Source organism: Cupriavidus sp. SS-3 (genome assembly GCF_035818815.1).
Lineage (GTDB): Bacteria > Pseudomonadota > Gammaproteobacteria > Burkholderiales > Burkholderiaceae > Cupriavidus > Cupriavidus taiwanensis_C.
The window spans coordinates 330361-351629 of the sequence record NZ_JAYLVT010000001.1; the positions used below are offsets into that span (position 1 = coordinate 330361).

The window sequence follows — 21269 nt, forward strand, 5'->3', positions numbered from 1 at the left end:
CGGCGCGCTGGCATCCCGCCAGGGTGGGGGATGTCAGCCGGAGCGCGCGCCCGCGTGCTGCTGTTCCAGCTGCGCGCGCACCGCCGAGATATGATCGCCGGCGTGGTCGACGGCGTTTTCCAGGTCACTGGTGCTGCAGCCGAGCTCCCTGCACCAGTACTGCACTTCGAGCGGATCCATCAGGTTGATGCGGCCCGGATCCAGGGGCCTGAACTCGCTTACATCGCTCATGCTTGCCTCCGGTTCGTGTCTGGGGGCGACACGGTCCTTGCATTGTAGGCAGACATCAGGCGCGCGTTGCATGCAAGTTGCGCCGGCCGCAGCGCATATCATGTGGCGGTGATCCCTTGCACAGGAAGCCGCATGCCCCGCTCACCCGGCGCGAAACTCTGGTCCACGCTGAACAAGGCCGCGTCCCGCCATGCGCGCCAGATGCAGCGCGCCGTCAACAAGAACCTCACCAAGCCGATGACCGAGGCCATCGTGCGCAACGCGGTGAAGCAATCCGCTGCAGTCACGGCGGCCACGCAGCGCGCCTTGTCGGGCGTGGTGTCGCCGGTGGCGGCGCCGCAGAGCCGTGGCAGCGGGCGCTGGGAAGAGGGCGCATGGGGCGCGCCGCTGGCGCCGCGTCGCTACCGCATTTTCGTCCCGGCCGGCGCCACCGCGTCGCGCCGTGCGCCGATGCTGGTGCTGCTGCACGGCTGCGGCCAGGACGCCGCCAGCTTTGCCGCGGTCACACGCGCCGCCGCGGTGGCGCGCGAATCCGGCTGGGTGGTGCTGCTGCCCGAGCAGAGTTCGCAGGCCAATGGGCAGCGTTGCTGGAACTGGTTCCGGCCCGCCGCGCAGGGCGCCGCGGAAGCCGGGCTGCTGATGACGCTGATCGACCAGGCCTGCCGCCGCCATCCGGTGGCGGCGGACCGCGTCAGCGTGCTGGGCCTGTCCGCCGGCGGGGCGATGGCACTGATGCTGGGGCTGCGCTATCCGTCACGCTTTGCCGCGGTGGGCTCGCACTCGGGCGCGGTGCCGTGGAGCGCGACCAATGCCGCACAGGCCACGCGCGCCATGCGCGGGCAGCGCGGGCCCGATGCCAAGACCATGCAGGCGCTGCGCTTCGGCCTGGCGGGACGCCGCCCGCCGCCGCTGCTGCTGCTGCATGGCGATGCCGACCACATGGTCGACTTCAGCAACGCCACCGCCGCCGCCGGCATGTGGATGCACCTGCAGCCCGAAGGCACGCCGCCGCTGGCCGGCGTGCCGGCCCGGCGCATCCAGCGCGGCATGCGCCGCGCCGTCGATGTGTTCGACTGGTACGAGGGCAGCTCGCCCTACCTGCGCCTGGTGCGCGTGGAAGGCCTGGGCCACGCGTGGAGCGGCGGCGCCGGCGGGCACGCGTTCTCGGACCCGGCCGGGCCGGACGGGTTGAAGCTGGCGTTGCGGTTTTTTCTGGCGGTTGGGGCTTAGAGGAACGGCGATTGCCGCAGGAGATGAATGGACTAAACTAAGTGGACTTAGTTTAGTGAGGCGCGTCATGCAAACCATCAACATCCACGAGGCCAAGACCCATCTCTCGCGGCTGGTCGATCAGGCGGCCAACGGCGAGCCTTTTGTGATCGCCAAGGCAGGCAAGCCCCTTGTGAAAGTCGTGGCGCTGCATGTGCCGGAGAAAGCGCAGGTCAAGCGGTTGGGATTCATGGCCGGACAGGGGCAGGTGCCCGATGATTTCGATCGCATGGGCCAGCGCGAGATTGAAGCCATGTTTGGCGGCGAGTCATGAAACTCCTGCTGGATACGCACCTGCTGCTGTGGATGGCTCTGACGCCTGAGCGCATCTCGCCAGACGCGCATGCGCTATTGAATGCCGACGACACGGTGCTGGTTTTCAGCGCCGCCAGCCTGTGGGAGATCGGCATCAAGCAAGGGCTTAGCCGTGCGGACTTCCAGATCAACGCCCGGGTCTTTCGCAGAGGCTTGCTTGATAACGGCTACAGTGAGCTGCCGATCCGCAGTGATCATGCGGTGGCGATTGATTGCCTTCCGCCGATTCACAAGGACCCCTTTGACCGGCTTCTCGTCGCCCAGGCAACCGTGGAAGGCCTGACGCTGCTGACCTCGGACCCGCTTGTTGGCCAATACCCTGGGCCCATTCGGCTGGTCTGATCGCAGCTAGCCGAGACTGACCGGCTCAAACACCACATCACTCTCCGGACAAGCCACGCAGGGCAATATCAGGCCCTCGTCCTTCTCGTCCGGACTCAGCCCCGGCCACTCGATCCGGTAGCGGATCGTCCCCGCGTGCAGCCGGCTGGCGCAGGCGCGGCAGGTGCCGTTGCGGCACGAGTTGGGCAGCGCCACGCCTTCGAGCAAGGCCGCCTCAAGCAGGCTGAGCGCCGCCGGCGCGGGGAAGCGCGCAGGGCCCGGCAGCACCTGAGCGGTGAATTCAGCGCTGTCGTCCGAAGGCTCGATCTCAGCCATGGCTGTCGTCCTCTGTCTGCGGAAACTGCGCGCGGCCGTGGGTGGCATCCCGCAACGCTTCGCGCGCGGCGTCGAGCTGGGTCGCGGGCATGCGCAGCACCAGCGTGGCGAGTGCGCCATAGCTGGTCTCGGCAAGCGTGCAGCCCGCGGGCGCCTCGTAGTCCAGCCAGCGGCGCACGCGCGGCTCGTCGGCATAGTCGACCGCGATCGCCAGCGTGCCGTAGGCGATGCGCTCGACCCGTTCGGCGGATTTCAGGGCTGCGGCGATCGCATCGGTGTAAGCGCGCACCAACCCGCCTGCCCCCAGCTTGACGCCACCGTAGTAGCGCACCACCGCCGCCAGCACGCCGTCGAGATCGTGGTGGCGCAGCACTTCCAGGATCGGCCGGCCGGCGGTGCCGGAGGGCTCGCCATCGTCGGACATGCCCGAGGCCCCGCCGGCCAGCAGCGCCCAGCACACGTGGGTGGCGGTGGGATGCTCCGCGCGCAGCGCCTGCAGCACGGCCATGGCGGCGTCGCGGTCGGCAACCGGCAGCGCCAGCGCCAGGAAGCGGCTCTTGCGGATCTCGATCTCGGCGTGGACGGGGTTGGCTAGCGTGTAGGTGGGCACGGGCAACGGAACTGGTACGGAAATCCGCGCCGGCCGGGCCGCGGAAGCAAGGCGGCAGTGTACCGCAGCGGACCCGGCCGGCCCGAAGCCCGCCGCGCTTTGTGTTGCATCGTCAACTTGGTGTCACAAACGGCGCCTACGATCCGCCCCGGACGTGCGCGATGACGCCCGCCGCCGCCTGTGCAACAGGTGCCTGGTCCCGCCCCCGGGACTGGCGCAAACATGCAGTGAACCATCCCTTTCCTTTCCCCGGATCGAAAACATGCTTGAACAACCCAATGCTGGCCGTCGCAAGGCCCTGAAGCTATTGGCCGGCGCGCCCATGCTGCCGCTCGGCTTCGCCTCCACCAGCCTGCTGGCAGGCTGCGGTGGCGGCGATGACGCCGCCGCCGTGCCGGCCCCGGCTCCCGCGCCCGGCCCGGCCGCCACCTTCACCACCGCCGAATTCGTGCCGATGAGCGCGCCGACGCTGGCCACGCCCGAGGCCATGGCGACCACCACGGTCGGCTCCAGCCTCAAGGTCTCCTTCAGCGACGGCAGCAGCCAGGCCTACAAGCTGGCCTACCAGCCCTTCTTCGTCACCGGCGACACCCTGCCCGACGGCAAGGGCGGCACCATCGTGGCGGGCGGGTACTACGACATCAACAACCAGCCGATCATCGATACCTCGGTCGCCGGCAAGGAGCGCCAGTTCTTCTCGGATGCGCCGGACGGCAGCTCGCTGCTGACGCTGGCCAACCCGACCGTGCCGGGCGTCAGGGGCAACACGGTGTTCGCGGTGGTGCAGTTCGAATACACCACGCGCAACCAGGGCAATGCCAGCATGTACGGTCTGCTGCCGTCGCCGATCGCGGTGCTGACGCTGGACCAGGACCCGGCCACCGGCAAGCTGACCCCGGTCAGGTACCACAACGTCGACACCTCGGGCGTCAACGGCCTGTGGATCACCTGTGGCGCCAGCCTGTCGCCGTGGAACACGCACCTGTCGAGCGAGGAGTACGAGACCGACCTGATGGACGCCAACGCGGTCACGCAGCTGCAGGGCTACAGCCGCAACCTGTACGGCGACCCGGCCCGCGCCAATGCCTACAACTACGGCCACCTGCCGGAGGTCACGGTGCACCCGGACGGTACCGGCACCATCAAGAAGCACTACTGCCTGGGCCGCATCTCGCACGAGCTGGTGCAGGTCATGCCGGACGAGCGCACCGTGCTGATGGGCGACGATGCCACCAACGGCGGCCTGTTCCTGTTTATCGCCGACCAGGCGCGCGACCTGTCCGCCGGCACGCTGTACGTGGCCAAGTGGCACCAGACCTCGGGCACGGGCCCGGGCAGCGCCACGCTGTCGTGGATCCGCCTGGGCCACGCCACCAGCGCCGAGATCCGCGCGCTGGTCGACGGCGGCATCCGGCTGGCCGACATCATGGACGTCAAGACCGCCGACCCGGCCGATGCCAGCTACACCCGCATCCTTTACAACGGCAAGCCCAACTGGGTGAAGCTGATGTCGGGCATGGAAAAGGCCGCGGCCTTCCTGGAAACCCACCGCTATGCCGCGCTGGTCGGCGGCAGCCTGGGCTTTACCAAGATGGAAGGCACCACCGTCAACATCAAGGACAAGAAGGCCTATTCGGCGATGTCGCGCATCGAGTCGAGCATGCTCGCGGGCAACGCCGCCAATGCCGGCGACATCCAGGTGGAAGGCCCGTACTCCGGCGCGGTCTATGAGCTCAACCTGAAGGGCGGCCAGGCCGACAAGAGCGGCACGGCGATGGCGAGCGAATGGGTGCCGGTCGACATGGCCGCGGTGCCGGCGCTGATCAGCGAAGACCTGGGCGGCGGCAAGATGAAGCAGCAGGATGCGCTGGGCAACTTTGCCAATCCCGACAAGGTCGCCACGCCGGACAACCTGAAGTTCTCGGAAAAGCTGCGCACGCTGTTCGTCGGCGAGGACAGCAACACCCACGTCAACAACTTCCTGTGGGCGTACAACGTCGACACCAGGGTGCTCAGCCGGGTGCTGTCGTGCCCGGCCGGCGCCGAGTCCACCGGCCTGCATGCGGTGGACGAGATCAACGGCTGGACTTACGTGATGAGCAACTTCCAGCATGTCGGCGACTGGGAGTCCCCGCTGCACGACAAGGTCAAGGCGCAGCTCGACCCGCTGGTGCGCGCCAACTACAAGGACCGTTACGGCGCGGCGGTCGGCTACCTGACCGGCGACCCGACCGGCGTCAGGCTGGCCAAGGCCTGACGCGCGGGGACGTGCGGCCATGACAGAGCGGCGGGCTTCGGCCCGCCGTTTTGCATTGGGGCGCGGTCGTCGCTCATCCGCCCCTGGTCCGCTAACACGCGGCACCGGTTCAGGCGAGCCGGGGCTAACCCGCATCCGTTGCAACGGCCCTAGCGTGTCGAGGATGGCCTCCATGCGGCTTGCGCCACCGTGTCCTACAGTGGTGGGGGCGCCGGCCACCGCACTTCGCTGCCGGCGCGCTATCCGCCAGGACAACAAGAACTGCATAACAAGGAGACCAGGCATGAAACGAGTTGTCGGGAAAGCCGCGATGCTGTGCCTCGCCGCCACGCTGCTGTATGGCTGCGGCGGCGATGACGACGAGCCGGCGCAGAACCCGCCGCCGCAGGCCGAGGAAAAGCGCCCGCAGGACGACCGCACCTTCACCATGGATGCCGCCACGCTGCCGTTCGCGGCGCTGGCCGGCGCGCCCGAGGCCGACCGCTGGTGGGGCGTGCAGGATGGCGCCGGCTACCGCATCGAGGTGCCGAAGAACTGGAACGGCCGGCTGGTGATGTATGCCCACGGCTACGCGGGCACCGGCGCGGCGCTGTCGGTGACCCCTCCCAGGATCCGCCGGCACCTGCTGGCCAGCGGCTACGCCTGGGCCGCGTCCAGTTACGCCAAAAACTACTATGACGTGCGCGCCGGCCTTGAGGACACCAATGCCCTGGCGCTGGCCTTCACGCGCATTGCCGCGCAGAACGGGCGCACGCTGGCGGCGCCGGCGCGCCTCTACATCGTCGGCCATTCGATGGGCGGCCATATCTCGGCGGCGGCGGTCGATGAAGAGAACATCCAGGCGGCCAACCACAAGGTGCGCTACCACGGCGCGGTGCCGATGTGCGGGGTGCTGGGCGATACCGAGCTGTTCAACTACTTCGGCGCCTACCAGACCGCGGCGCAGCAGCTGGCCGGCTATCCGGTGACGGCGTGGCCGGCGGCCAACTGGGCGCAGATCGCGCCGGCGGTGCGCGCGGCGCTGTTCACCACCTACCCCGGCCAGACCACGGCGCAGGGCGATACCCTCAAGGCGATCGTGCGCAACCTGACCGGCGGGCAGCGGCCGCTGTTCGACTGGGGCTTCGGCGGCCCGGGCGCGCAGGGGCTGCAGGACGCGGTGTGGAGCACTTTCGGCCAGGACGGCTCGGTCAACGGCATCCTGACGCAGAACGTGGTCAACACCACCGGCATCACCTTCCAGTTCGACAACGACCCGGCGCAGTCGGCGGCGGAGCAGTCGTTCAATGCGGGCATCTTCCGCGTTAGCGGCAGCGCCGAGGCCAATCGCGCGCGCAGCGACGGCCTGCGCTGGATTCCCAGGACCAATGCGCGCATCGGCGTGCCGGTGGTGACGCTGCATACGCTGGGCGACATGTACGTGCCGTTCAGCATGGAGCAGATCTACAAGCGCCGCGCCGATGCCAACGGCACCGCGCAATGGCTGGTGCAGCGCGCCATCCGCGGCGTCAGCCATTGCGACTTCACCGTGGCGGAAGAGGCCAGGGCCTTCGACGACATGGTCAACTGGGAACAGAACGGCGTGAAGCCGGCCGGCGACGAGGTGCTGGACGCCGCCACCGTAGCCAGCCCGGCCTATGGCTGCAAGTTCACCGACAACACGCTGGCAAGCGGCGAGGAAAACCCGACCACGGCGGCGCTGCGGCCGTCGGTGGCGCAGGCGTTCCCGTGCGCGCCGGGTTGAGCGGCGGGTTGGCAGAGCAGGGCCCTGGCGCGCGGCTGGCCCGCGCGCCAATTCTGCTACGCTAGGCGCATTCCCCAGCTACCGCCTGCGCATGCCATCATGACCGGCCCGACCCACGACCCCGACGCGCGCCGCATGGCGCCCGCCACCGAGCGCAATCGCGAGCCCATCCTCGCCGTGCTGCGCCAGGTACTGCCTGCCAGCGGCACTGTGCTGGAAATTGCCAGCGGCACCGGGCAGCACGCGGTGCACTTTGCCGCGGCGCTGCCGGGGATCACCTGGCAGCCCAGCGATCCGGACGCTGCCGCGCGCGCATCGATCGCGGCCTGGACCGCGCACGCGGGCCTGGCCAATGTGCGCGCGCCACTGGCGCTGGACGTCTGCCAGCAGCCGTGGGGCATCGACGCCGCGGCTGCGGTGGTCTGCATCAACATGATCCATATCGCCCCGTGGGCCGCGGCCGAGGCGCTGTTCGCGGGCGCCGGCAAGCTGCTGGGGCCGGGGGGCGTGCTGTTCCTGTATGGCCCTTACCGTCGCGGCGGCGCGCACACCGCGCCCAGCAACGCCGCCTTCGACGCGCAGCTGCGCGCCACCGACCCCGACTGGGGCGTGCGCGACATGGAGGCCGTGATCGCGCTGGGCGCGGCGCAGGGCCTGCGCTGCGACGAGCCGGTGCCGATGCCGGCCAACAACTTCTGCCTGGTGCTGCGCAAGTAGCGCGCCGCGCGCGGGGTGCGCGGCTCAGGATTCACCGGATTCAGCCGCGCACCAGCATCACCACCGCGGTGGCGATCAGGCACACGGCAAACAATGCGCGCAGGCGGCGCTCGGGCATCCGGTGCGCCAGCGTCACGCCCCACGAGATGGTCAGCATGCCGCCCAGCGACAGCGGAATGCCGCTGGCCCAGTCGACCTGGCCGGCATGGGCATAGGTGGCCAGCGCCACCACCGCGCCAGGCGTCACCAGCGCCAGCGCCAGGCCTTGCGCGGCGGCCTGGCGCAGCCCGAACAGGCCGACCAGCGCCGGCGCGGCGACCACGCCGCCGCCCACGCTGAAGAAGCCGGAGAACAAGCCGCCGACCACGCCCACGAGTGGGATCCAGCGCGCCGGAACCCGCGCCTGCGGCGCCGTCACCGCGCGCCCCGGCAGCAGCCGCCACAGGAAGTACAGCGCCATGCCGATCATGAACAGCGCGAAGATCCGCCGCAGCAATTGCGCGTCCATCGCGGTGGCCGCGCGCGCCGACAGCCAGGTCGCCAGCACCGCGGACAAGCCCAGCACCACCGCCGTGCGCAGCGCAATGTCGGCACGCTTGCGGTATTGCCAGAAGCCGATCAGCACATTGGGCGCGATCATCACCAGCGCGGTGCCCTGCGCGAGCTGCTGGTCCATGCCGAACAGCAGCCCCAGTGCCGGAATCGCGATCAGCCCGCCACCGATGCCGAACAGCCCGCCCACCGCGCCGAGCAAACCACCGAGTCCGAAGATCAATAGGGAGGACAGCAGCAGGTGGTCGGGCATCGATGCAAGGGAGGCAATGCGGGGGATTTCGGGCCGGATTCCAGAGAAAGCGGGGGGCAAGGCGCGGCGGCCTCAATCATACGCGAGCGCCCCCGCCAGCGCTTTGCACTAGAATCGGCAGGTTATTCGATCCTGCGCTGCACGCGCTTGCCAGGCTCGCTGCATCGCAACCGCCACGGAGAACACGATGAAGGTCCAGAACATCCTGCAGACGATCGGCAATACCCCGCATATCCGCATCAACCGGCTGTTCGGCAATGGCCACGAGGTCTGGATCAAGTCCGAACGCAGCAACCCGGGCGCTTCGATCAAGGACCGCATCGCGCTGGCGATGGTGGAAGACGCCGAACGCCGCGGCGTGCTGAAGCCCGGTGGCACCATCATCGAGCCGACCTCGGGCAACACCGGCATCGGCCTGGCGATGGTGGCCGCGGTCAAGGGCTACAGGCTGGTGCTGGTGATGCCGGACAGCATGTCGGTCGAGCGCCGCCGCCTGATGCTGGCCTATGGCGCCACCTTCGACCTGACCCCGCGCGAGAAGGGCATGAAGGGCGCGATCGCGCGCGCCGAGGAACTGGTCGCCGCCACCCCGGGCGCGTGGATGCCGCAGCAGTTCGAGAACCCGGCCAACGCCGACGTGCATGCGCGCACCACCGCGCAGGAAATCCTGAACGATTTCCCCGAGGGGCTCGACGCGCTGATCACCGGCGTCGGCACCGGCGGCCACCTGACCGGCTGCGCGCGGGTGCTGAAGGACAAATGGCCGCAGCTGAAGGTGTTCGGGGTCGAGCCGGTGGCCTCGCCGGTGATCTCCGGCGGCGCACCGGCGCCGCACCCGATCCAGGGCATCGGCGCGGGCTTTATCCCGAAGAACCTCGACACCGCGCTGCTCGACGGCGTGATCCAGGTCGACGCCGAGCCCGCGCGCGAGATGGCACGCCGCTGCGCGCGCGAGGAAGGCATCCTGGTCGGGATCTCGTCGGGCGCCACGCTGGCCGCGATCGCGCAGAAGCTGCCGGAGCTGCCGGCCAACGCGCGCGTGCTGGGCTTCAACTACGACACCGGCGAGCGCTACCTGACGGTTGAGGGTTTCCTGCCGGCCTGAGAGGGGCAACAGCGTTCATGAGCACCCGGCACGGGCGCTCAGGGCGCTTCGTTGATCTGGAAACAGACGCCGCGCGCTGTCATTCAGCGCGACAGCAGGCCGTGCCGCTTGTGCCAGTCGGCCAGCGACTCCTCTGGCCAGGTGTCGCAGCGGACATGGCCCTTGCCGCGCGGCACGTCGACCCACGGCGCGACGGAGTCCAGCGAGGCTTCCACCACCTCGGGCGGGCGCGGCAGCGGCGTGTCGATGGCCGAGGCATGGGGATAGAGCAGCTCGGGCCAGCGCGGATCCCACAGCCACAGCGCGCTGCCGCACTTCACGCAGAAATGCCGCTGCGCCGGCGAGCGCCGCGCGCGCTTGCCGGGCTCGCGCAGCACCGCGTGATAAACGCCCAGGTGCTTGCGCCCGCGCACGCGCAGCGTGGCGGCATCGCCGCCGATGTTGATGGCATAGCCGCCACCGCCCGCCGTCTTGCGGCAGATCGAGCAATGGCAATGCATGTAAGGGCAGGGCGAATCGGACTCGAGCGAGAAGTGGACTGCGCCGCAATGGCAGGAGCCGTCGAGATGCATGGGAGGGACCTTTGCACGGTGGCGTTCGGGACAGTCCATTGACTGTAGAAAACCCCCGCCAAAGTGCCAAGGCCGGTCAGGCGCCTATCGCGCCTTGCGGAACGTCAGGTTGATGCGCAGCGGCCCCAGCAGCGGATGATCGCCATCGGCCAGCGGCGCCACGCCGTGGAACGCCAGCCGCGACGGCCCGCCCCACACCACCACGTCGCCATGCGCCAGCCGTATCCGCTGCGGCTTGTCGGCACGGCGCATGCCGCCGAACAGGAACACCGCCGGCAGCCCCAGCGACACCGAGACGATGGGCGCGGAGAAATCGCGCTCGTCGCGGTCCTGGTGCAGCGACAAGCGGGTGCCCGGCACATAGCGGTTGATCAGGCAGGCATCCGGCGCAAAACCGGCAAAGCCCGCCTGCGCTGCCGCGCTGGCGGCCAGCTCGCGGAAACTCGCGGGCATGTCGGGCCACGCCTGTCCGCTCAGCGGATCGACCGCGTCGTAGCGATAGCCGCGCGCGTCGGAGACCCAGCCGCACGCGCCGCAGTTGGTCATCGCCACCGACATCTTCAGCCCGCCGGGGGTGACCATGTGCCGCCACGGGGCCAGCGCCACGATGGTTTGCACATCGGCGAGCAGGACTTCCGCATTGGCCCGCGCCGCGCCGCGCAGCACGACGGCGCCGTCGGCGAGGGGCTCGGTGGCGGGGGTGGCGGCGCTGTCTTCGGGCAGGTCGTCGAACAGGTCGAACGTCATGGTTGGGAGGGTGCTGCTGTGGCCTGGCGGGTTCAGGCGACCTTCAGTTCCAGCCGCTTGCCCAGCGCCCGGAACGCGGCCTCGATCGTGTCGATCTTGGTCGCATGATCGAGGTTGACGATGCGCTGGACTTCCTGCTTGCGGGTATGCAGGCGGCGTGCCAGCTCCGCCTGCGTAACCCCCTGCGCGATCATCTCGTTGAGCAGCAGCACCTTTGCCGACATGCTTGCCGGCAGCTCGACCAGATGCTGGCCGCGTGCGGCCTTCGACGGCAGCGGCACCGGGCGGCCATCTTCGAAATAGAACTCCATGGCCGTGGCAAGCGCATCGGCGGCCAGCTCCTGGGCCTGCTCGATCGTGGCGCCGCTGGTCAGGGCTTCCGGAATATCGGGAAACGAGACCGCAAAGCCATCGCCGTCGGGGACGATGTTGGCGGGAAAACGCAGCATATTGAAACTCCTTTGGCGACGAGGGCGGGTAAGTCTTGCAGGCTCACGACAGGCCGAGTTGCTTGAGGATCGCCTTGCGCAGCCCCTCGCCGATTTCATGGCTGGGATGCCGCGGCAAGGTCGACTGCCTGCCATTGAGATACACCCGGACATGCTTTGCGCCTTCGCTGAAGGTAGCGCCTTGTTCGGCGAGCCATCGCCGAAATTCACTTTGCTTCACCCGAAACCTCCTGCCGATCCATGGCGTTCAGGGTAAGCAAAAATGTTTACGTATTCTAGCAGCAATACGTCCAATCTTGTTGCAGCAACGTGTCAGAGCTTCCATGCTTGGCTTCTGCTGACATGACAAGGCCGCCTTTGAGGCGGCCTTGCTCTTTCATGCAGGCGCGGTCGAATCCGCGAGGTGGGGGTCTTCACGCAAACGTATCAATCTCCCCCCGCCCAAGCACTCGCGCAGGCCGTGCCGTAGCACTGGATCCCTGGCCCGGCTCAGCCGACGCCACCGCAGCGCCACCAAGGCCAGCCTGTCCACGCCCCTGCCCCGGCGCCTGCTGTTGTTGCCCGTTGCCATTGCCGGCCTGGCTGGCAAAGCCATCGGCGCCGACCGAGGTGTGGCCCAGCTGGATGCCGTTTTCCGACAGCGCGGTGCGCAGGTGCGGCAACGCGGCTTCGACCGCGGCGCGCACGGCCTGGTGGGGCGAGACGAATTGCGCCTGGGCCTGGTCGTTGACCACGTTGAGCACCACCTTCAGCGGCCCGAGGTCGGGCGGGTTCAGCTGCAGTTCGGCGCTGTGCTGGCCTTGCGTGCCCAGGCGGATCATCTGCTGGCCCAGGGCCTGCGGCCACTGGCTGTCGTACAGCGGGGGAGCGACCACGGGCCGGCTGGCGGCAGCCGCGGCAGCGGCTGGCGCGGGTTGGCCGGCCGGCGTGGCGGCAATGGCCGGGGTGCCATCGGGGCTGGCCGCCGCGGTCTCTCCAGCGCGTGCCGTCGCTTGGGCGGCGGCAAATGGGTTGGCTGCGGGCCGGGAATCCGGCGCACTTGTGCCGGCCGCGAGCGGATCGGCGCGATGCTGGCCCAGACTGCTGTCAGGGCGATGCCCCGCTCCGCCCGCGGAAGCGCCAGCGTCCTGACCCGGCAAGTCCGCTTGACGGACCGCCAATGCGTCGCCCGCAACGGCCGGCGTTGCGCCAGTTTTTGCATCAGTGCCGGCGCTGCCGCCGGACTGCATCGCCGCGCGTTGCGAGGCGATGGTCGCCAGCGTGTCGGCGACCGACGGCTGCGCCGGCGATTCGGCGGTGACCGTCTGCAACGGGTCGGGCGATGGGGTGCCGTCAGCAGGGCCTGCGGTGGTGCCGGTGTCGACCTGGGTTTGCGCGGTGGCGTTCGGCACGGTGTTGCTGAGCGCCGCCTGCAAGGCCGCGGCACTGCCGGGGTCGGTCATGCCGGCGACGGCAGCGCCCGCCGCGCCGGCTGGCGTGGCGGCGGGGTTCGCTGGCGCAGCGGCGGGAAGCATCAGCGCCAATGCTGCGGCTGCGGCGGCGGCTGCATCCGGCGGCGTTGCCTCGGCGGCATCTTCCTTGTCCTGATCCTTTTCGCCGGCAGCGGACTTCTTGCCGTTGGCGGCGGCATGCTGCGGCTTGCCGGCGTCCGCCTGTGCGGCAGCCGGCCGCGCAGCGGACTTGTCGCGCGCGACCGTCTCCCTGGCGGCGGGCGCCGGTGCGGCGGCCTTGTGGCTGTCGCGGGCCTGCGAGAGCGCGTCGCGGAAGCCGCTGGCGGCGGTGTCGGCGCTGGCGCGCCGGGCGCCTTCCACCGCGTTGGCGGCGCTGCTGACAATCTGGCTGATATCGATCATGGGGATTCGCTACGGTGTGGCCTGGCGGGCGGTTGCCGCCCAGGCATCGTTCAGGCTTCGCTCAGGCGGCTGGCGGCGGTGCGTGCCAGGCGGGCGGCGTATTCGTCGTTGGCGCGCTGTTCGCGGCGCGCGGCCACCTGTTCCTGCTTCGCTTCCGCGCGTGCGATCAACGTGTCGAACGAGTTCAGGCGGCGCTTCTGGTGCTGCCAGCGGTTGCGGCCGGCCAGCAGGTCGGCCTCGGCCTTGGCCAGGGCCGCGCCCTGCTGGCGGATGGCCTGGTCGAGCGAATCGAGGAAGCGCGAAAAGTCCTGCCAGCGGCTGGAGGTAATGCCCTGCGCCGCCACCACCTGCATGCGCTCGCGGTATTCCTGGCGGTACTGCGTGAGCTGGTTGAGCTGCACCTCTGCCTGCGTGCGCAAGCCCTGCAGCCGGCCGAGCTCGCGCGCGGCGGCATCGGTATCGGTCTGGGCCAGGTCAGCCAGCGTGTTGAGCGGTGAATGCTTGAGCATGTTCACTCCTGTCGAAGAGGCTGTGCAGCGCGGCGATGGCGTCGGCGTAGCCGGCGCGCTCGTGAATGTCCTGCTGCAGGAAGGCTTCCATGCGCGGATGCAGCTGGATCGCCAGGTCCAGCTCCGGATCGTTGCCCGGCACGTAGGCACCCACGCTGATCAGGTCGCGGTTGCGCTGGTAGCGCGACATCAGCTGCTTGAAGCGGCGCACCGAGCCGAACTGTTCGTGCGGGATCAGCGCGGTCATGGCGCGGCTGATCGAGGCCTCGACGTCGATGGCCGGATAGTGGCCGGCTTCGGCCAGGCTGCGCGACAGCACGATATGGCCATCCAGGATGGCGCGCGCCGAATCCGCGATCGGGTCCTGCTGGTCGTCGCCCTCGGTCAGCACGGTGTAGAACGCGGTGATCGAGCCACCGCCCTCGGGGCCGTTGCCGGTGCGCTCCACCAGCGTCGGCAGCTTGGCGAAGACCGACGGCGGATAACCCTTGGTGGCGGGCGGCTCGCCGATCGCCAGCGCAATCTCGCGCTGGGCCATGGCGTAGCGCGTCAGCGAATCCATGATCAGCAGCACGTGCTGGCCCTGGTCGCGGAAATACTCGGCCAGCCGCGTCGCGTAGGCGGCGCCCTGCATGCGCAGCAGCGGCGAGCAGTCGGCCGGCGCGGCCACCACCACCGAGCGGCGCCGGCCCTCCGGCCCCAGGATGTTCTCGATGAACTCCTTCACCTCGCGGCCGCGTTCGCCGATCAGGCCGACCACGATCACGTCGGCGCTGGTGTAGCGCGCCATCATGCCCAGCAGCACGCTCTTGCCCACGCCTGAGCCGGCGAACAGGCCCATGCGCTGGCCGCGGCCGACGGTCAGCATGCCGTTGATGGCGCGCACGCCGGTGTCGAGCACGGTTTCGATCGGGGCCCGCATCAGCGGGTTGATCTGCTCGCCGGCGAGCGGCACTTCCATCGCCGCGGCGAGCGGGCCGAGTCCGTCCAGCGGGCGGCCCGCCGCATCCAGCACGCGGCCCAGCAGGCCCGCGCCGACCGGCAGGCGCTTGGAGCCCGGCTCGCGCGGCGCGCTGGTGCCGGCCGGTTGCGGCGACGGCTCCAGCGGGTAGACGCGCGCGCCCGGCAGCAGCCCGACCACGTCGGACTGCGGCATCAGGTAGAGGCGGTCGGCGCCGAAGCCGACCACTTCGGCCTCCGCGGTGCGCGGGGCGTTGCTGTCGGTGGTGAACTGTCCGGCGGGCAGCTCGATCAGGCAATCGCTGCCCACCGGCAGGCGCAGGCCGACGGCTTCCAGCACCAGGCCCGCGGCGCGCGTCAGGCGGCCGCAGCTGCGCTTGCTGTCGAGCCCGGCGATGCCGGCGGCGGCGCCGTTGAGCGCGCCGATCCAGTGTTGCGCATGGTCGTGCGCGGCGTGGTGGCTGTGCTGCGCGGTCTCAGGCATGCGGCGGCTCCCACGGATCGTCGCGGCCCAGCGCCCGCACCACGCGGGTCCAGCGCGTCGGCAGCGTGGCGTCACGCTCGCCGCTGGCGGCGCTGGCGATGCAGCCGCCGCGCGCCACCGACGCATCGGCGCGTACGCTCCAGCCGGCGGCGGCAAGTTCGCCTTGCAGATGGGTCTCCACCAGCGCCACGTCGTCGGGATGCAGCAGCAGGCTGGGCGATCCGGACAGCGCCGGTTCGCTGGTCAGCAGCTCGCGCACCGCCGGCAGCAGCGCCGCGGGGTCCTGCGCCAGCGTCGTACGCACCAGCTGGCGCGCCACGTCCAGTGCCAGCGACACCAGCGCGTGCGCGACCGCGTCGTCGACATTGCTCAGCGCGCTGCGGAAATTGCCGGCCAGTGCCTGCAGCTGCGCGGCCTCGTTGCGGGCCGCTTCCAGGCCGCGCGCATAGCCTTCGCGATGGCCGTCGCCGTAACCCTGGGTCTGGCCCTGGGTGTAGCCCTGGGCATAGCCTTCCTTGCGCGCGCCCTCGCGCATCGCGTCGAGCGCGGCGAAGTCGATTGGCGGCGGCGCGGGTTCGGCGGGCATCGCGGCCAGGCTCTCGGGCGGCTCGGCATGCCGGGGATCGAGCGAGCCCATCTGCCAGCGCTGCCAGCCGGCGCCGCCGCCGCGCGCGCGGCGCGGCGGCTCGAACGGCGCGAAGCCGCCGGCAGCGGCCGCGCCGTGGCCGCCCGGGGACGGGAGCGGATCGGCGCCCAACCCGCGGCGCCCGGCCCCGCGCTCGGGGTCTGCCTCAGACATAGGCATCGTCGCCTCCGCCGATCTGCACTTCGCCCGCATCCGCCAGGCGCCTTACCACCTGCAGGATGGCCTTCTGCTCGGCCTCGACCTGCGACACGCGCACCGGACCCAGCGCGTCCAGGTCCTCGCGCAGCATCTCGCCGGCGCGGGTGGACATGTTGCGGATGAACTTGTCGCGCAGCTCCTGCGGCGCGCCCTTGAGCGCGACGATGAGCGATTCGGTGGCGATTTCCTTGAGCACGCGCTGGATGCCGCGGTCGTCGACCTCGAGCAGGTTCTCGAACAGGAACATCTCGTCGATGATCTTCTGCGCCAGGTCGCCGTCGTGCAGGCGCACGCCATCGATCACGGCCTCTTCGTGCGCGGTGCTCATCAGGTTGATGATCTCGGCCGCGGTGCGCACGCCGCCCATGCGGCTGCGCTTCAGGCTCTGGCCTGCCAGCAGCTTGGTCAGCACGTCGGTCAGTTCCTGCAGCGCGCCCGGCTGCACGCCGCCGAAGGTGGCAATGCGCAGGATCACGTCGTTGCGCAGGCGGTCGGTGAACAGCCCCAGCACCTCCGACGACTTCTGGCGGTCCAGGTGGATCAGGATGGTGGCGATGATCTGCGGGTGCTCGTCGCGGATCAGCTCGGCGATGGCGGTGGCATCCATCCAGTTCAGCGAGTCGATGCCGCCGCCCGGATCGCGCGACTCCAGGATGTCCTCGATCACCGACTGTGCGCGCTCCTCGCCCAGCGCCTTGTTCAGCACGCTGCGGATAAACGCGCTGGAATCGACGTTCAGCGCCAGGTACTGTTCGGTCTCGGCGCGGAACTCGCCCAGCACCTCTGCCATTTCCTCGCGGGTGACCGAGCTGAGCGTGGCCATGGCCGAGCCCAGCTCCTGCACTTCGCGCTGCGACAGGTGCTTGAACACCTCGGCCGCGGCATCCTCGCCGATCGCCATCATCAGCACCGCGCTCTTCTGCAGGCCGGATTCAGAGATGCCCTTAGCGGTTGTCATTGCTAATCCAGTTCTTGATCACGCTGGCGACCAGGCGGGGGTCGCGCTGGGCGGCGTCGCGCACCAGCGCGAGGTCGCTTTCATACTTCGCGGCAAGCCGCAGGATTTCCGGATTGGCCGGCTCTTCGGGCGGCAGCAGCACCGCCTCGGTCTCGTCCTTGGGCTCCGGCGCCGGCAACGGCGGCGCGGTGTAGCGGCGCAGGATCGGGCGCGCCACCTTGAACCACGCGAACAGCGCCAGCAGTGCCAGCAGCAGGTAGCCGGCCAGGCTCTTGCCCAGTGCAATCATGTCGGGCTGCTTCCACAGCGGCAGTTCGGGCTCGGCCTTCTCGCGCTCGGCGGTGAAGGGGCTGTTGACCACGTTGATGGAGTCGCCGCGATCGGCGGAGAACCCCATCGCTTCCTTGGTCAGGTTCTGGATCTGCGCCAGCAGCGCCGGCGGCAGCGGCTCGGCGACGAGCTTGCCCTTGGCATCGGCCTGCTGGCGGTAGTTGACCACCACCGCCACCGACAACCGGCGCACGCCGCCCGGGGCCTGCTGCACGTGGCGCACCGAGCGGTCCAACTCATAGTTGACGGTGGAATCGCGGCGGTTGCTGCTCGGGCCGCTGGACGCGGCGGCGGTGGCGCCCTGCGCGGCCTGGCCAGCCTGACCCGGCTGTCCGGGCTGGCCCGCGGCCGGTGCACCGGCCTGGCCCGGCGCCTGCCCCGCGCGCGGCGTCTGCGGCGTGGTCACCGGTGCGGCGGCGGCAGCGGGCGGCTGGTTCGACAGCGCGCCGGGCACGCCGCCCGGCGGCGTTGCGCCCTGCTGGGTCGATTCGCTGGTCTGCTGGCTGCGGATCGCGGTGCGGGTCGGGTCCTGGTTGGGCTTGTAGCTCTCGTCGGTGTGCTCGACGATGGAAAAGTCCACGTCGGCGGTCACCTGCGCGCGCACGTTGTCCTTGCCGACGATCGGCGTCAGGATCGCCTCGATGCGCTTCAGGTAGTTCTGCTCCAGCGCCTGCACGTACTTGAGCTGGGTGGCGTCGAGCATGCGCTCGTTGCCGGTGTTCGACAGCAGGTTGCCGTGCTGGTCGACGATCGAGATCGACTTGGGCGTCAGCTCCGGCACGCTCGACGACACCAGGTGGCTGATCGCCGCGACCTGGCCTTCGTCGATGGCGCGCCCCGGATAGAGCTGCAGCACGATCGACGCGGTCGGCTTCTGGCGTTCGCGCACGAACAGCGTCGGCTTGGGGATGGCCAGGTGCACGCGCGCGGACTGCACCGCGGCGATCGACTCGATCGAGCGCGCCAGCTCGCCTTCCAGCCCGCGCTGGTAATTGACCTGTTCGGCAAACTGGCTGATGCCGAACTTCTGGTTGTCCATCAGTTCCATGCCCGCGGTGCCGCTCTTGGGCAGGCCTTGCGAAGCCAGCCGCAGGCGCGTCTCGTGCACCTTCTCGGCCGGCACCATCACGGCGCCGCCGCCTTCGGCGAACTTGTACGGCACGTTCATCTGCTGCAGCGACTGCAGCACCGCGCCGCCGTCGCGCTCGGACAGGTTGCTGTACAGCACCTTGTAGTCCGGGCCGCGCGACCACAGCACGCCCACCGCGATGGCCGCGGCCAGGGCCGCGCCGCCCAGCATCAGCGGCAGCTTCGGGTTGGCCTTGAGGCGCTCCAGCATTTCGGCCGGACGCCCGGGCAGTGCCACTGCCGCGGTCATGCGCGTGCTCCGGATCCGGCGCGGCCAGGCGCGCGACGGCGCCGGCGCTGCGGCTCGCCCTGGTCGTCGGCCCGGCTCGCGGCACGGCTAGCCGTGCGGCTCACATTGCGCTGCAGAGAAAACACGCGTACTCCCGAATGGTGGTTGTCTGTGGATCGGCCGGTCCTTGCGCGAGGCAGGCATGCAGGCAGGGCGCCATGGCCCGCCCTTTTGCGGCACGGTGGCAATGATCGGCCAGACTTGAGCGCGACAATCCGGCGAATAGACCGGGTTTTCCGGCCGATTTCCCTCCATGGGGCGGCGGCCGCGGCGGGTACTCTGCGGAGGCTGAAACTGGCTGCGGGTCCGCCTGACGCGGGCCCGTCGCAGGCCGCAACCGCGCCAGCGGCGCGCCATACGACCAACCGGGCCGGAACGCCGGCCCATGACGACCCCATGACCACTATCTCTTCCATCGAGGGCATGCTGCAGCAACTGCGCGGGATGTCCCAGGTTGCCTCGGGCAACCCCGCCGGCCAGGCCGCGGCGCCGGTTGGCGGCGGCTTCGCCGGCGAGCTGCAGCGCTCGCTCGGCCGCATCAACGCCGCGCAGGAACGCGCCTATGGCCAGGCCGAGGCGTTCGAGCTGGGCAAGCCCGGCGTGGCGCTCAACGACGTGATGATCGACCTGCAGAAGGCCAACGTGTCGTTCCAGACCGGGGTGCAGGTGCGCAACCGGCTGGTGGCGGCTTATCAGGAGATGATGAATATGCCGGTGTAAGGCCAATGCCTTGCCGGGAATGGAAAGCCTCCGGGGCGCGCAAGCGGCCGGGGGCTTTTGCCGTGGGGCCGGCGCTCAGGCCGGGCGCGGCGCGTCGGGATCCAGGCCGGATTCGAGGTGATAGATCCACGCCAGCAGCTCGGCCACTGCGACGTAGAGTTGCGGCGGCACGTGGCTGTCCAGGTCGACCTGCATCAGCAGGTTTACCAGCGTCGGCGAGTCGTGGACGTAGACGCCGGCCTCGCGCGCGCGGGCGATGATGGCTTCGGCGACCACGCCATAGCCCTTGGCGACCACGCGCGGCGCGCGCTCGCTGTGCTGGTACGACAGCGCGATCGCTGCCCCGCGTTCTTGTGCTGCGTCGCTCATTGCGTCCCGCCTTGCGCCAGGCTGTCCTGCGTCTGCACGCTCAGGCGCTGCACCGCGATGCCATGCGCCTCGAGCTGGCTGCGCAGCTGCGGCCGCGCCGCGATGAAGCGCGCCGCCACGTCGGTTTCGGGGGTGGCCACCCGGGCGTCGAGACCGCCAGGGCCTAAGGTCAGCACTGCTTCGACCACGCCCAGGTTAGGCAATTGCAGCCGCAGGCGGCTCGACCACGGCCGCGCGCCTTCGCCATGAGAGGCCGCATCTTCCGCCTCCGCGCGCAGCAGTTCCCATTCCATCGGCACGCCGGGCCAGGCTTCGCCGGCAAAGCGGAACTGCTGCGTGGCGAGCAATTCCAGTTGCTGGCGGACCACGCCTTCGGTGGCGGGATGGATGGCAGGGCCGGCGACCGCCGGCTGCCGGCCGGCATCCGCCGGAGTAGATGGCGTACCGCCATCCGATGCGCGCGCCGGCTGGCTGGCCAGGCTGTCCAGCGCGGCCAGGCGCGCGCCAGCTTCGGCTGTCGATTGGTAGGCCTGCGTGGCCAGCGTTGCCGCCGAGGGGCGCTGCGCGGCCGGTTCGGCGGCGGCGCCGCGGCTGTAGGCGGCCGTGGTCGCGGTGCCTTGCCGTAACGCCTGCTCGGCCGCCGCATGGCTGTGGGCCACGCGCGGATTGCCGGCCGAGGCCAGCGCTTCGGCCAGCACCTGCGAGGCCGGCAGCAGCGGCGGCATGGATGGCCGCGCCGGTTCCGCCCCTGCGCCGCTGCCGGCATAGGCCAGCTGCAGCGGCGGCGTGGCAGCGGCGCCCTGGCCTGCGCCGGGCGTGACAGCGGGCCGCCCCGGCACCGGAACCTGCGCCTGCGGCTCCTGCCGCAGGCTGGCGAGACCACGGGCGCCGGCCACCCACTGCGCCAGATGCGATTCATAGAACAGGCCGCTCTGGCCGACCGCATGGGCCAGCGCCGCGGCGGTGGCCTGCGCCGACGCTGCCGTGGGTGCCGCCGGCAGCAGCGAGGCCGTGCCGCGCACCGGCTGGGCCTCGGCACCGTCCAAGACGGCCAGGATGGCCCGCGCCGCCGCACTCAGCGATTCTTGCGTAGACGCGCCCGGCAGCAGAGCGCCCTGGCCGGCCATGGCATTGGCACCGCTTGCCAGCGCGCTGTGGCGGATGGCCTGGCCGGTGGCGTTCTGGACGTTGGACTCGGTCGCCTCGGCCACCGGCTGCAAGGCCGCGACCTGGTCGACGGCAATGGCGGTGCGCAGGGTCTGGGGGTCGGGGGCCTGACCGGGTGCCAGGCCTGGCGGCAGGTGGATGCCGGTCATACGGGTCGCGTGTATCAGGGACGGCGGGCGG

24 protein-coding genes are annotated in these 21269 nt (G+C 70.2%); 8 read left to right on the forward strand and 16 right to left on the reverse strand.

What is annotated here, in order from left to right:
* Window positions 1-33: 33 nt before the first annotated feature.
* A complete protein-coding gene (locus U9J39_RS01440) occupies window positions 34-231 on the reverse strand; it encodes a DUF3606 domain-containing protein (RefSeq protein ID WP_115702313.1) in 198 nt (65 codons plus the stop codon).
* A gap of 132 nt (window positions 232-363) precedes the next feature.
* Here U9J39_RS01440 and U9J39_RS01445 point away from each other — a divergent pair, with 132 nt between their 5' ends.
* The 3 genes from U9J39_RS01445 (at window position 364) to U9J39_RS01455 (ending at window position 2157) form a co-directional block, all read left to right on the forward strand.
* Window positions 364-1461 carry an extracellular catalytic domain type 1 short-chain-length polyhydroxyalkanoate depolymerase gene (locus U9J39_RS01445; RefSeq protein ID WP_116313899.1) on the forward strand — a complete coding sequence of 366 codons (1098 nt, stop codon included), beginning with the start codon at window positions 364-366 and terminating at the stop codon, window positions 1459-1461.
* 67 nt (window positions 1462-1528) lie between these two features.
* Entirely contained in the window at window positions 1529-1774 is a 246-nt protein-coding gene (locus U9J39_RS01450; RefSeq protein WP_012356952.1) for a type II toxin-antitoxin system Phd/YefM family antitoxin, read from the forward strand.
* On the forward strand, window positions 1771-2157 hold the full coding sequence (locus tag U9J39_RS01455) for a type II toxin-antitoxin system VapC family toxin (protein ID WP_326346353.1): 387 nt from the start codon (window positions 1771-1773) through the stop codon (window positions 2155-2157). The genes U9J39_RS01450 and U9J39_RS01455 overlap by 4 nt, the downstream gene beginning before the upstream one ends.
* Before the next feature lie 6 nt (window positions 2158-2163).
* Here U9J39_RS01455 and U9J39_RS01460 read toward each other — a convergent pair whose 3' ends face one another.
* Both U9J39_RS01460 and U9J39_RS01465 read right to left on the reverse strand, forming a co-directional pair.
* On the reverse strand, window positions 2164-2472 hold the full coding sequence (locus tag U9J39_RS01460) for a 2Fe-2S iron-sulfur cluster-binding protein (RefSeq protein WP_326346354.1): 309 nt from the start codon (window positions 2470-2472) through the stop codon (window positions 2164-2166).
* Entirely contained in the window at window positions 2465-3082 is a 618-nt protein-coding gene (locus U9J39_RS01465) for an IMPACT family protein (protein ID WP_115714321.1), read from the reverse strand. The genes U9J39_RS01460 and U9J39_RS01465 overlap by 8 nt, the downstream gene beginning before the upstream one ends.
* Before the next feature lie 262 nt (window positions 3083-3344).
* On the opposite strand from U9J39_RS01465, the gene U9J39_RS01470 reads away from it, so the two are divergent.
* From U9J39_RS01470 to U9J39_RS01480, 3 genes are all read left to right on the forward strand, one after another.
* Window positions 3345-5339, forward strand: a complete 1995-nt coding sequence (locus U9J39_RS01470; protein WP_116313902.1) for a PhoX family protein — start codon at window positions 3345-3347, stop codon at window positions 5337-5339.
* A gap of 283 nt (window positions 5340-5622) precedes the next feature.
* Complete coding sequence (locus U9J39_RS01475) at window positions 5623-7083, forward strand: alpha/beta hydrolase family protein (protein ID WP_326346355.1); 1461 nt, start codon at window positions 5623-5625, stop codon at window positions 7081-7083.
* Between the two features lie 99 nt (window positions 7084-7182).
* Entirely contained in the window at window positions 7183-7800 is a 618-nt protein-coding gene (locus U9J39_RS01480) for a DUF938 domain-containing protein (RefSeq protein ID WP_115681941.1), read from the forward strand.
* Window positions 7801-7840: 40 nt separating this feature from the next.
* Here U9J39_RS01480 and U9J39_RS01485 read toward each other — a convergent pair whose 3' ends face one another.
* Complete coding sequence (locus U9J39_RS01485) at window positions 7841-8605, reverse strand: sulfite exporter TauE/SafE family protein (RefSeq protein WP_326346356.1); 765 nt, start codon at window positions 8603-8605, stop codon at window positions 7841-7843.
* A 187-nt stretch (window positions 8606-8792) separates the two neighbouring features.
* Here U9J39_RS01485 and cysK point away from each other — a divergent pair, with 187 nt between their 5' ends.
* Window positions 8793-9710 (forward strand): cysteine synthase A, encoded by a 918-nt coding sequence (gene cysK / locus U9J39_RS01490; RefSeq protein ID WP_326346357.1) that lies wholly within the window; start codon window positions 8793-8795, stop codon window positions 9708-9710.
* Between the two features lie 83 nt (window positions 9711-9793).
* Here cysK and U9J39_RS01495 read toward each other — a convergent pair whose 3' ends face one another.
* The 10 genes from U9J39_RS01495 to fliF all read right to left on the reverse strand — a co-directional run bounded on the left by U9J39_RS01495 (window position 9794) and on the right by fliF (window position 18794).
* The gene (locus tag U9J39_RS01495) at window positions 9794-10282 is read right to left on the reverse strand and encodes a GFA family protein (protein ID WP_111516584.1); all 489 of its coding nucleotides are present in this window, start codon (window positions 10280-10282) and stop codon (window positions 9794-9796) included.
* A gap of 84 nt (window positions 10283-10366) precedes the next feature.
* Entirely contained in the window at window positions 10367-11029 is a 663-nt protein-coding gene (gene alkB, locus U9J39_RS01500) for a DNA oxidative demethylase AlkB (protein WP_326346358.1), read from the reverse strand.
* Between the two features lie 32 nt (window positions 11030-11061).
* Window positions 11062-11478, reverse strand: coding sequence for a type II toxin-antitoxin system HicB family antitoxin (locus tag U9J39_RS01505; protein WP_326346359.1), 417 nt, complete (start codon window positions 11476-11478; stop codon window positions 11062-11064).
* Window positions 11479-11521: 43 nt separating this feature from the next.
* The gene (locus U9J39_RS01510; RefSeq protein WP_326346360.1) at window positions 11522-11698 is read right to left on the reverse strand and encodes a type II toxin-antitoxin system HicA family toxin; all 177 of its coding nucleotides are present in this window, start codon (window positions 11696-11698) and stop codon (window positions 11522-11524) included.
* 193 nt (window positions 11699-11891) lie between these two features.
* Window positions 11892-13331, reverse strand: coding sequence for a flagellar hook-length control protein FliK (locus U9J39_RS01515; RefSeq protein WP_326346361.1), 1440 nt, complete (start codon window positions 13329-13331; stop codon window positions 11892-11894).
* Between the two features lie 50 nt (window positions 13332-13381).
* On the reverse strand, window positions 13382-13840 hold the full coding sequence (gene fliJ / locus U9J39_RS01520) for a flagellar export protein FliJ (protein ID WP_115681934.1): 459 nt from the start codon (window positions 13838-13840) through the stop codon (window positions 13382-13384).
* The gene (fliI, locus tag U9J39_RS01525; protein ID WP_116313903.1) at window positions 13806-15284 is read right to left on the reverse strand and encodes a flagellar protein export ATPase FliI; all 1479 of its coding nucleotides are present in this window, start codon (window positions 15282-15284) and stop codon (window positions 13806-13808) included. Before fliI ends, fliJ begins: the two co-directional genes overlap by 35 nt.
* Window positions 15277-16089, reverse strand: a complete 813-nt coding sequence (fliH, locus tag U9J39_RS01530) for a flagellar assembly protein FliH (RefSeq protein WP_116313904.1) — start codon at window positions 16087-16089, stop codon at window positions 15277-15279. Before fliH ends, fliI begins: the two co-directional genes overlap by 8 nt.
* Complete coding sequence (gene fliG / locus U9J39_RS01535; protein WP_062803757.1) at window positions 16076-17086, reverse strand: flagellar motor switch protein FliG; 1011 nt, start codon at window positions 17084-17086, stop codon at window positions 16076-16078. The genes fliH and fliG overlap by 14 nt, the downstream gene beginning before the upstream one ends.
* Window positions 17073-18794: a flagellar basal-body MS-ring/collar protein FliF gene (fliF, locus tag U9J39_RS01540; RefSeq protein ID WP_116313905.1), complete on the reverse strand. Its 1722-nt coding sequence runs from the start codon at window positions 18792-18794 to the stop codon at window positions 17073-17075. Before fliF ends, fliG begins: the two co-directional genes overlap by 14 nt.
* 435 nt (window positions 18795-19229) lie before the next feature.
* On the opposite strand from fliF, the gene fliE reads away from it, so the two are divergent.
* A complete protein-coding gene (gene fliE, locus U9J39_RS01545) occupies window positions 19230-19553 on the forward strand; it encodes a flagellar hook-basal body complex protein FliE (protein WP_092314531.1) in 324 nt (107 codons plus the stop codon).
* Between the two features lie 75 nt (window positions 19554-19628).
* On the opposite strand, the gene U9J39_RS01550 is transcribed toward fliE, so the two are convergent.
* Window positions 19629-19922 carry an EscU/YscU/HrcU family type III secretion system export apparatus switch protein gene (locus U9J39_RS01550; protein ID WP_326346362.1) on the reverse strand — a complete coding sequence of 98 codons (294 nt, stop codon included), beginning with the start codon at window positions 19920-19922 and terminating at the stop codon, window positions 19629-19631.
* Window positions 19919-21238, reverse strand: coding sequence for a flagellar hook-length control protein FliK (locus tag U9J39_RS01555; RefSeq protein ID WP_326346363.1), 1320 nt, complete (start codon window positions 21236-21238; stop codon window positions 19919-19921). Before U9J39_RS01555 ends, U9J39_RS01550 begins: the two co-directional genes overlap by 4 nt.
* Between the last annotated feature and the right edge of the window lie 31 nt (window positions 21239-21269).

Excerpts from the sequence above, each read along its gene's own strand:
- U9J39_RS01440 (WP_115702313.1), bottom strand. The coding sequence starts at position 231 with ATGAGCGATGTAAGCGAGTTCAGGCCCCTGGATCCGGGCCGCATCAAC.
- U9J39_RS01445 (WP_116313899.1), top strand. The coding sequence starts at position 364 with ATGCCCCGCTCACCCGGCGCGAAACTCTGGTCCACGCTGAACAAGGCC.
- U9J39_RS01450 (WP_012356952.1), top strand. The coding sequence starts at position 1,529 with ATGCAAACCATCAACATCCACGAGGCCAAGACCCATCTCTCGCGGCTG.
- U9J39_RS01455 (WP_326346353.1), top strand. The coding sequence starts at position 1,771 with ATGAAACTCCTGCTGGATACGCACCTGCTGCTGTGGATGGCTCTGACG.
- U9J39_RS01460 (WP_326346354.1), bottom strand. The coding sequence starts at position 2,472 with ATGGCTGAGATCGAGCCTTCGGACGACAGCGCTGAATTCACCGCTCAG.
- U9J39_RS01470 (WP_116313902.1), top strand. The coding sequence starts at position 3,345 with ATGCTTGAACAACCCAATGCTGGCCGTCGCAAGGCCCTGAAGCTATTG.
- U9J39_RS01475 (WP_326346355.1), top strand. The coding sequence starts at position 5,623 with ATGAAACGAGTTGTCGGGAAAGCCGCGATGCTGTGCCTCGCCGCCACG.
- U9J39_RS01480 (WP_115681941.1), top strand. The coding sequence starts at position 7,183 with ATGACCGGCCCGACCCACGACCCCGACGCGCGCCGCATGGCGCCCGCC.
- U9J39_RS01485 (WP_326346356.1), bottom strand. The coding sequence starts at position 8,605 with ATGCCCGACCACCTGCTGCTGTCCTCCCTATTGATCTTCGGACTCGGT.
- cysK (WP_326346357.1), top strand. The coding sequence starts at position 8,793 with ATGAAGGTCCAGAACATCCTGCAGACGATCGGCAATACCCCGCATATC.
- U9J39_RS01495 (WP_111516584.1), bottom strand. The coding sequence starts at position 10,282 with ATGCATCTCGACGGCTCCTGCCATTGCGGCGCAGTCCACTTCTCGCTC.
- alkB (WP_326346358.1), bottom strand. The coding sequence starts at position 11,029 with ATGACGTTCGACCTGTTCGACGACCTGCCCGAAGACAGCGCCGCCACC.
- U9J39_RS01505 (WP_326346359.1), bottom strand. The coding sequence starts at position 11,478 with ATGCTGCGTTTTCCCGCCAACATCGTCCCCGACGGCGATGGCTTTGCG.
- U9J39_RS01515 (WP_326346361.1), bottom strand. The coding sequence starts at position 13,331 with ATGATCGATATCAGCCAGATTGTCAGCAGCGCCGCCAACGCGGTGGAA.
- fliJ (WP_115681934.1), bottom strand. The coding sequence starts at position 13,840 with ATGCTCAAGCATTCACCGCTCAACACGCTGGCTGACCTGGCCCAGACC.
- fliI (WP_116313903.1), bottom strand. The coding sequence starts at position 15,284 with ATGCCTGAGACCGCGCAGCACAGCCACCACGCCGCGCACGACCATGCG.
- fliH (WP_116313904.1), bottom strand. The coding sequence starts at position 16,089 with ATGCCTATGTCTGAGGCAGACCCCGAGCGCGGGGCCGGGCGCCGCGGG.
- fliG (WP_062803757.1), bottom strand. The coding sequence starts at position 17,086 with ATGACAACCGCTAAGGGCATCTCTGAATCCGGCCTGCAGAAGAGCGCG.
- fliF (WP_116313905.1), bottom strand. The coding sequence starts at position 18,794 with ATGACCGCGGCAGTGGCACTGCCCGGGCGTCCGGCCGAAATGCTGGAG.
- fliE (WP_092314531.1), top strand. The coding sequence starts at position 19,230 with ATGACCACTATCTCTTCCATCGAGGGCATGCTGCAGCAACTGCGCGGG.
- U9J39_RS01550 (WP_326346362.1), bottom strand. The coding sequence starts at position 19,922 with ATGAGCGACGCAGCACAAGAACGCGGGGCAGCGATCGCGCTGTCGTAC.
- U9J39_RS01555 (WP_326346363.1), bottom strand. The coding sequence starts at position 21,238 with ATGACCGGCATCCACCTGCCGCCAGGCCTGGCACCCGGTCAGGCCCCC.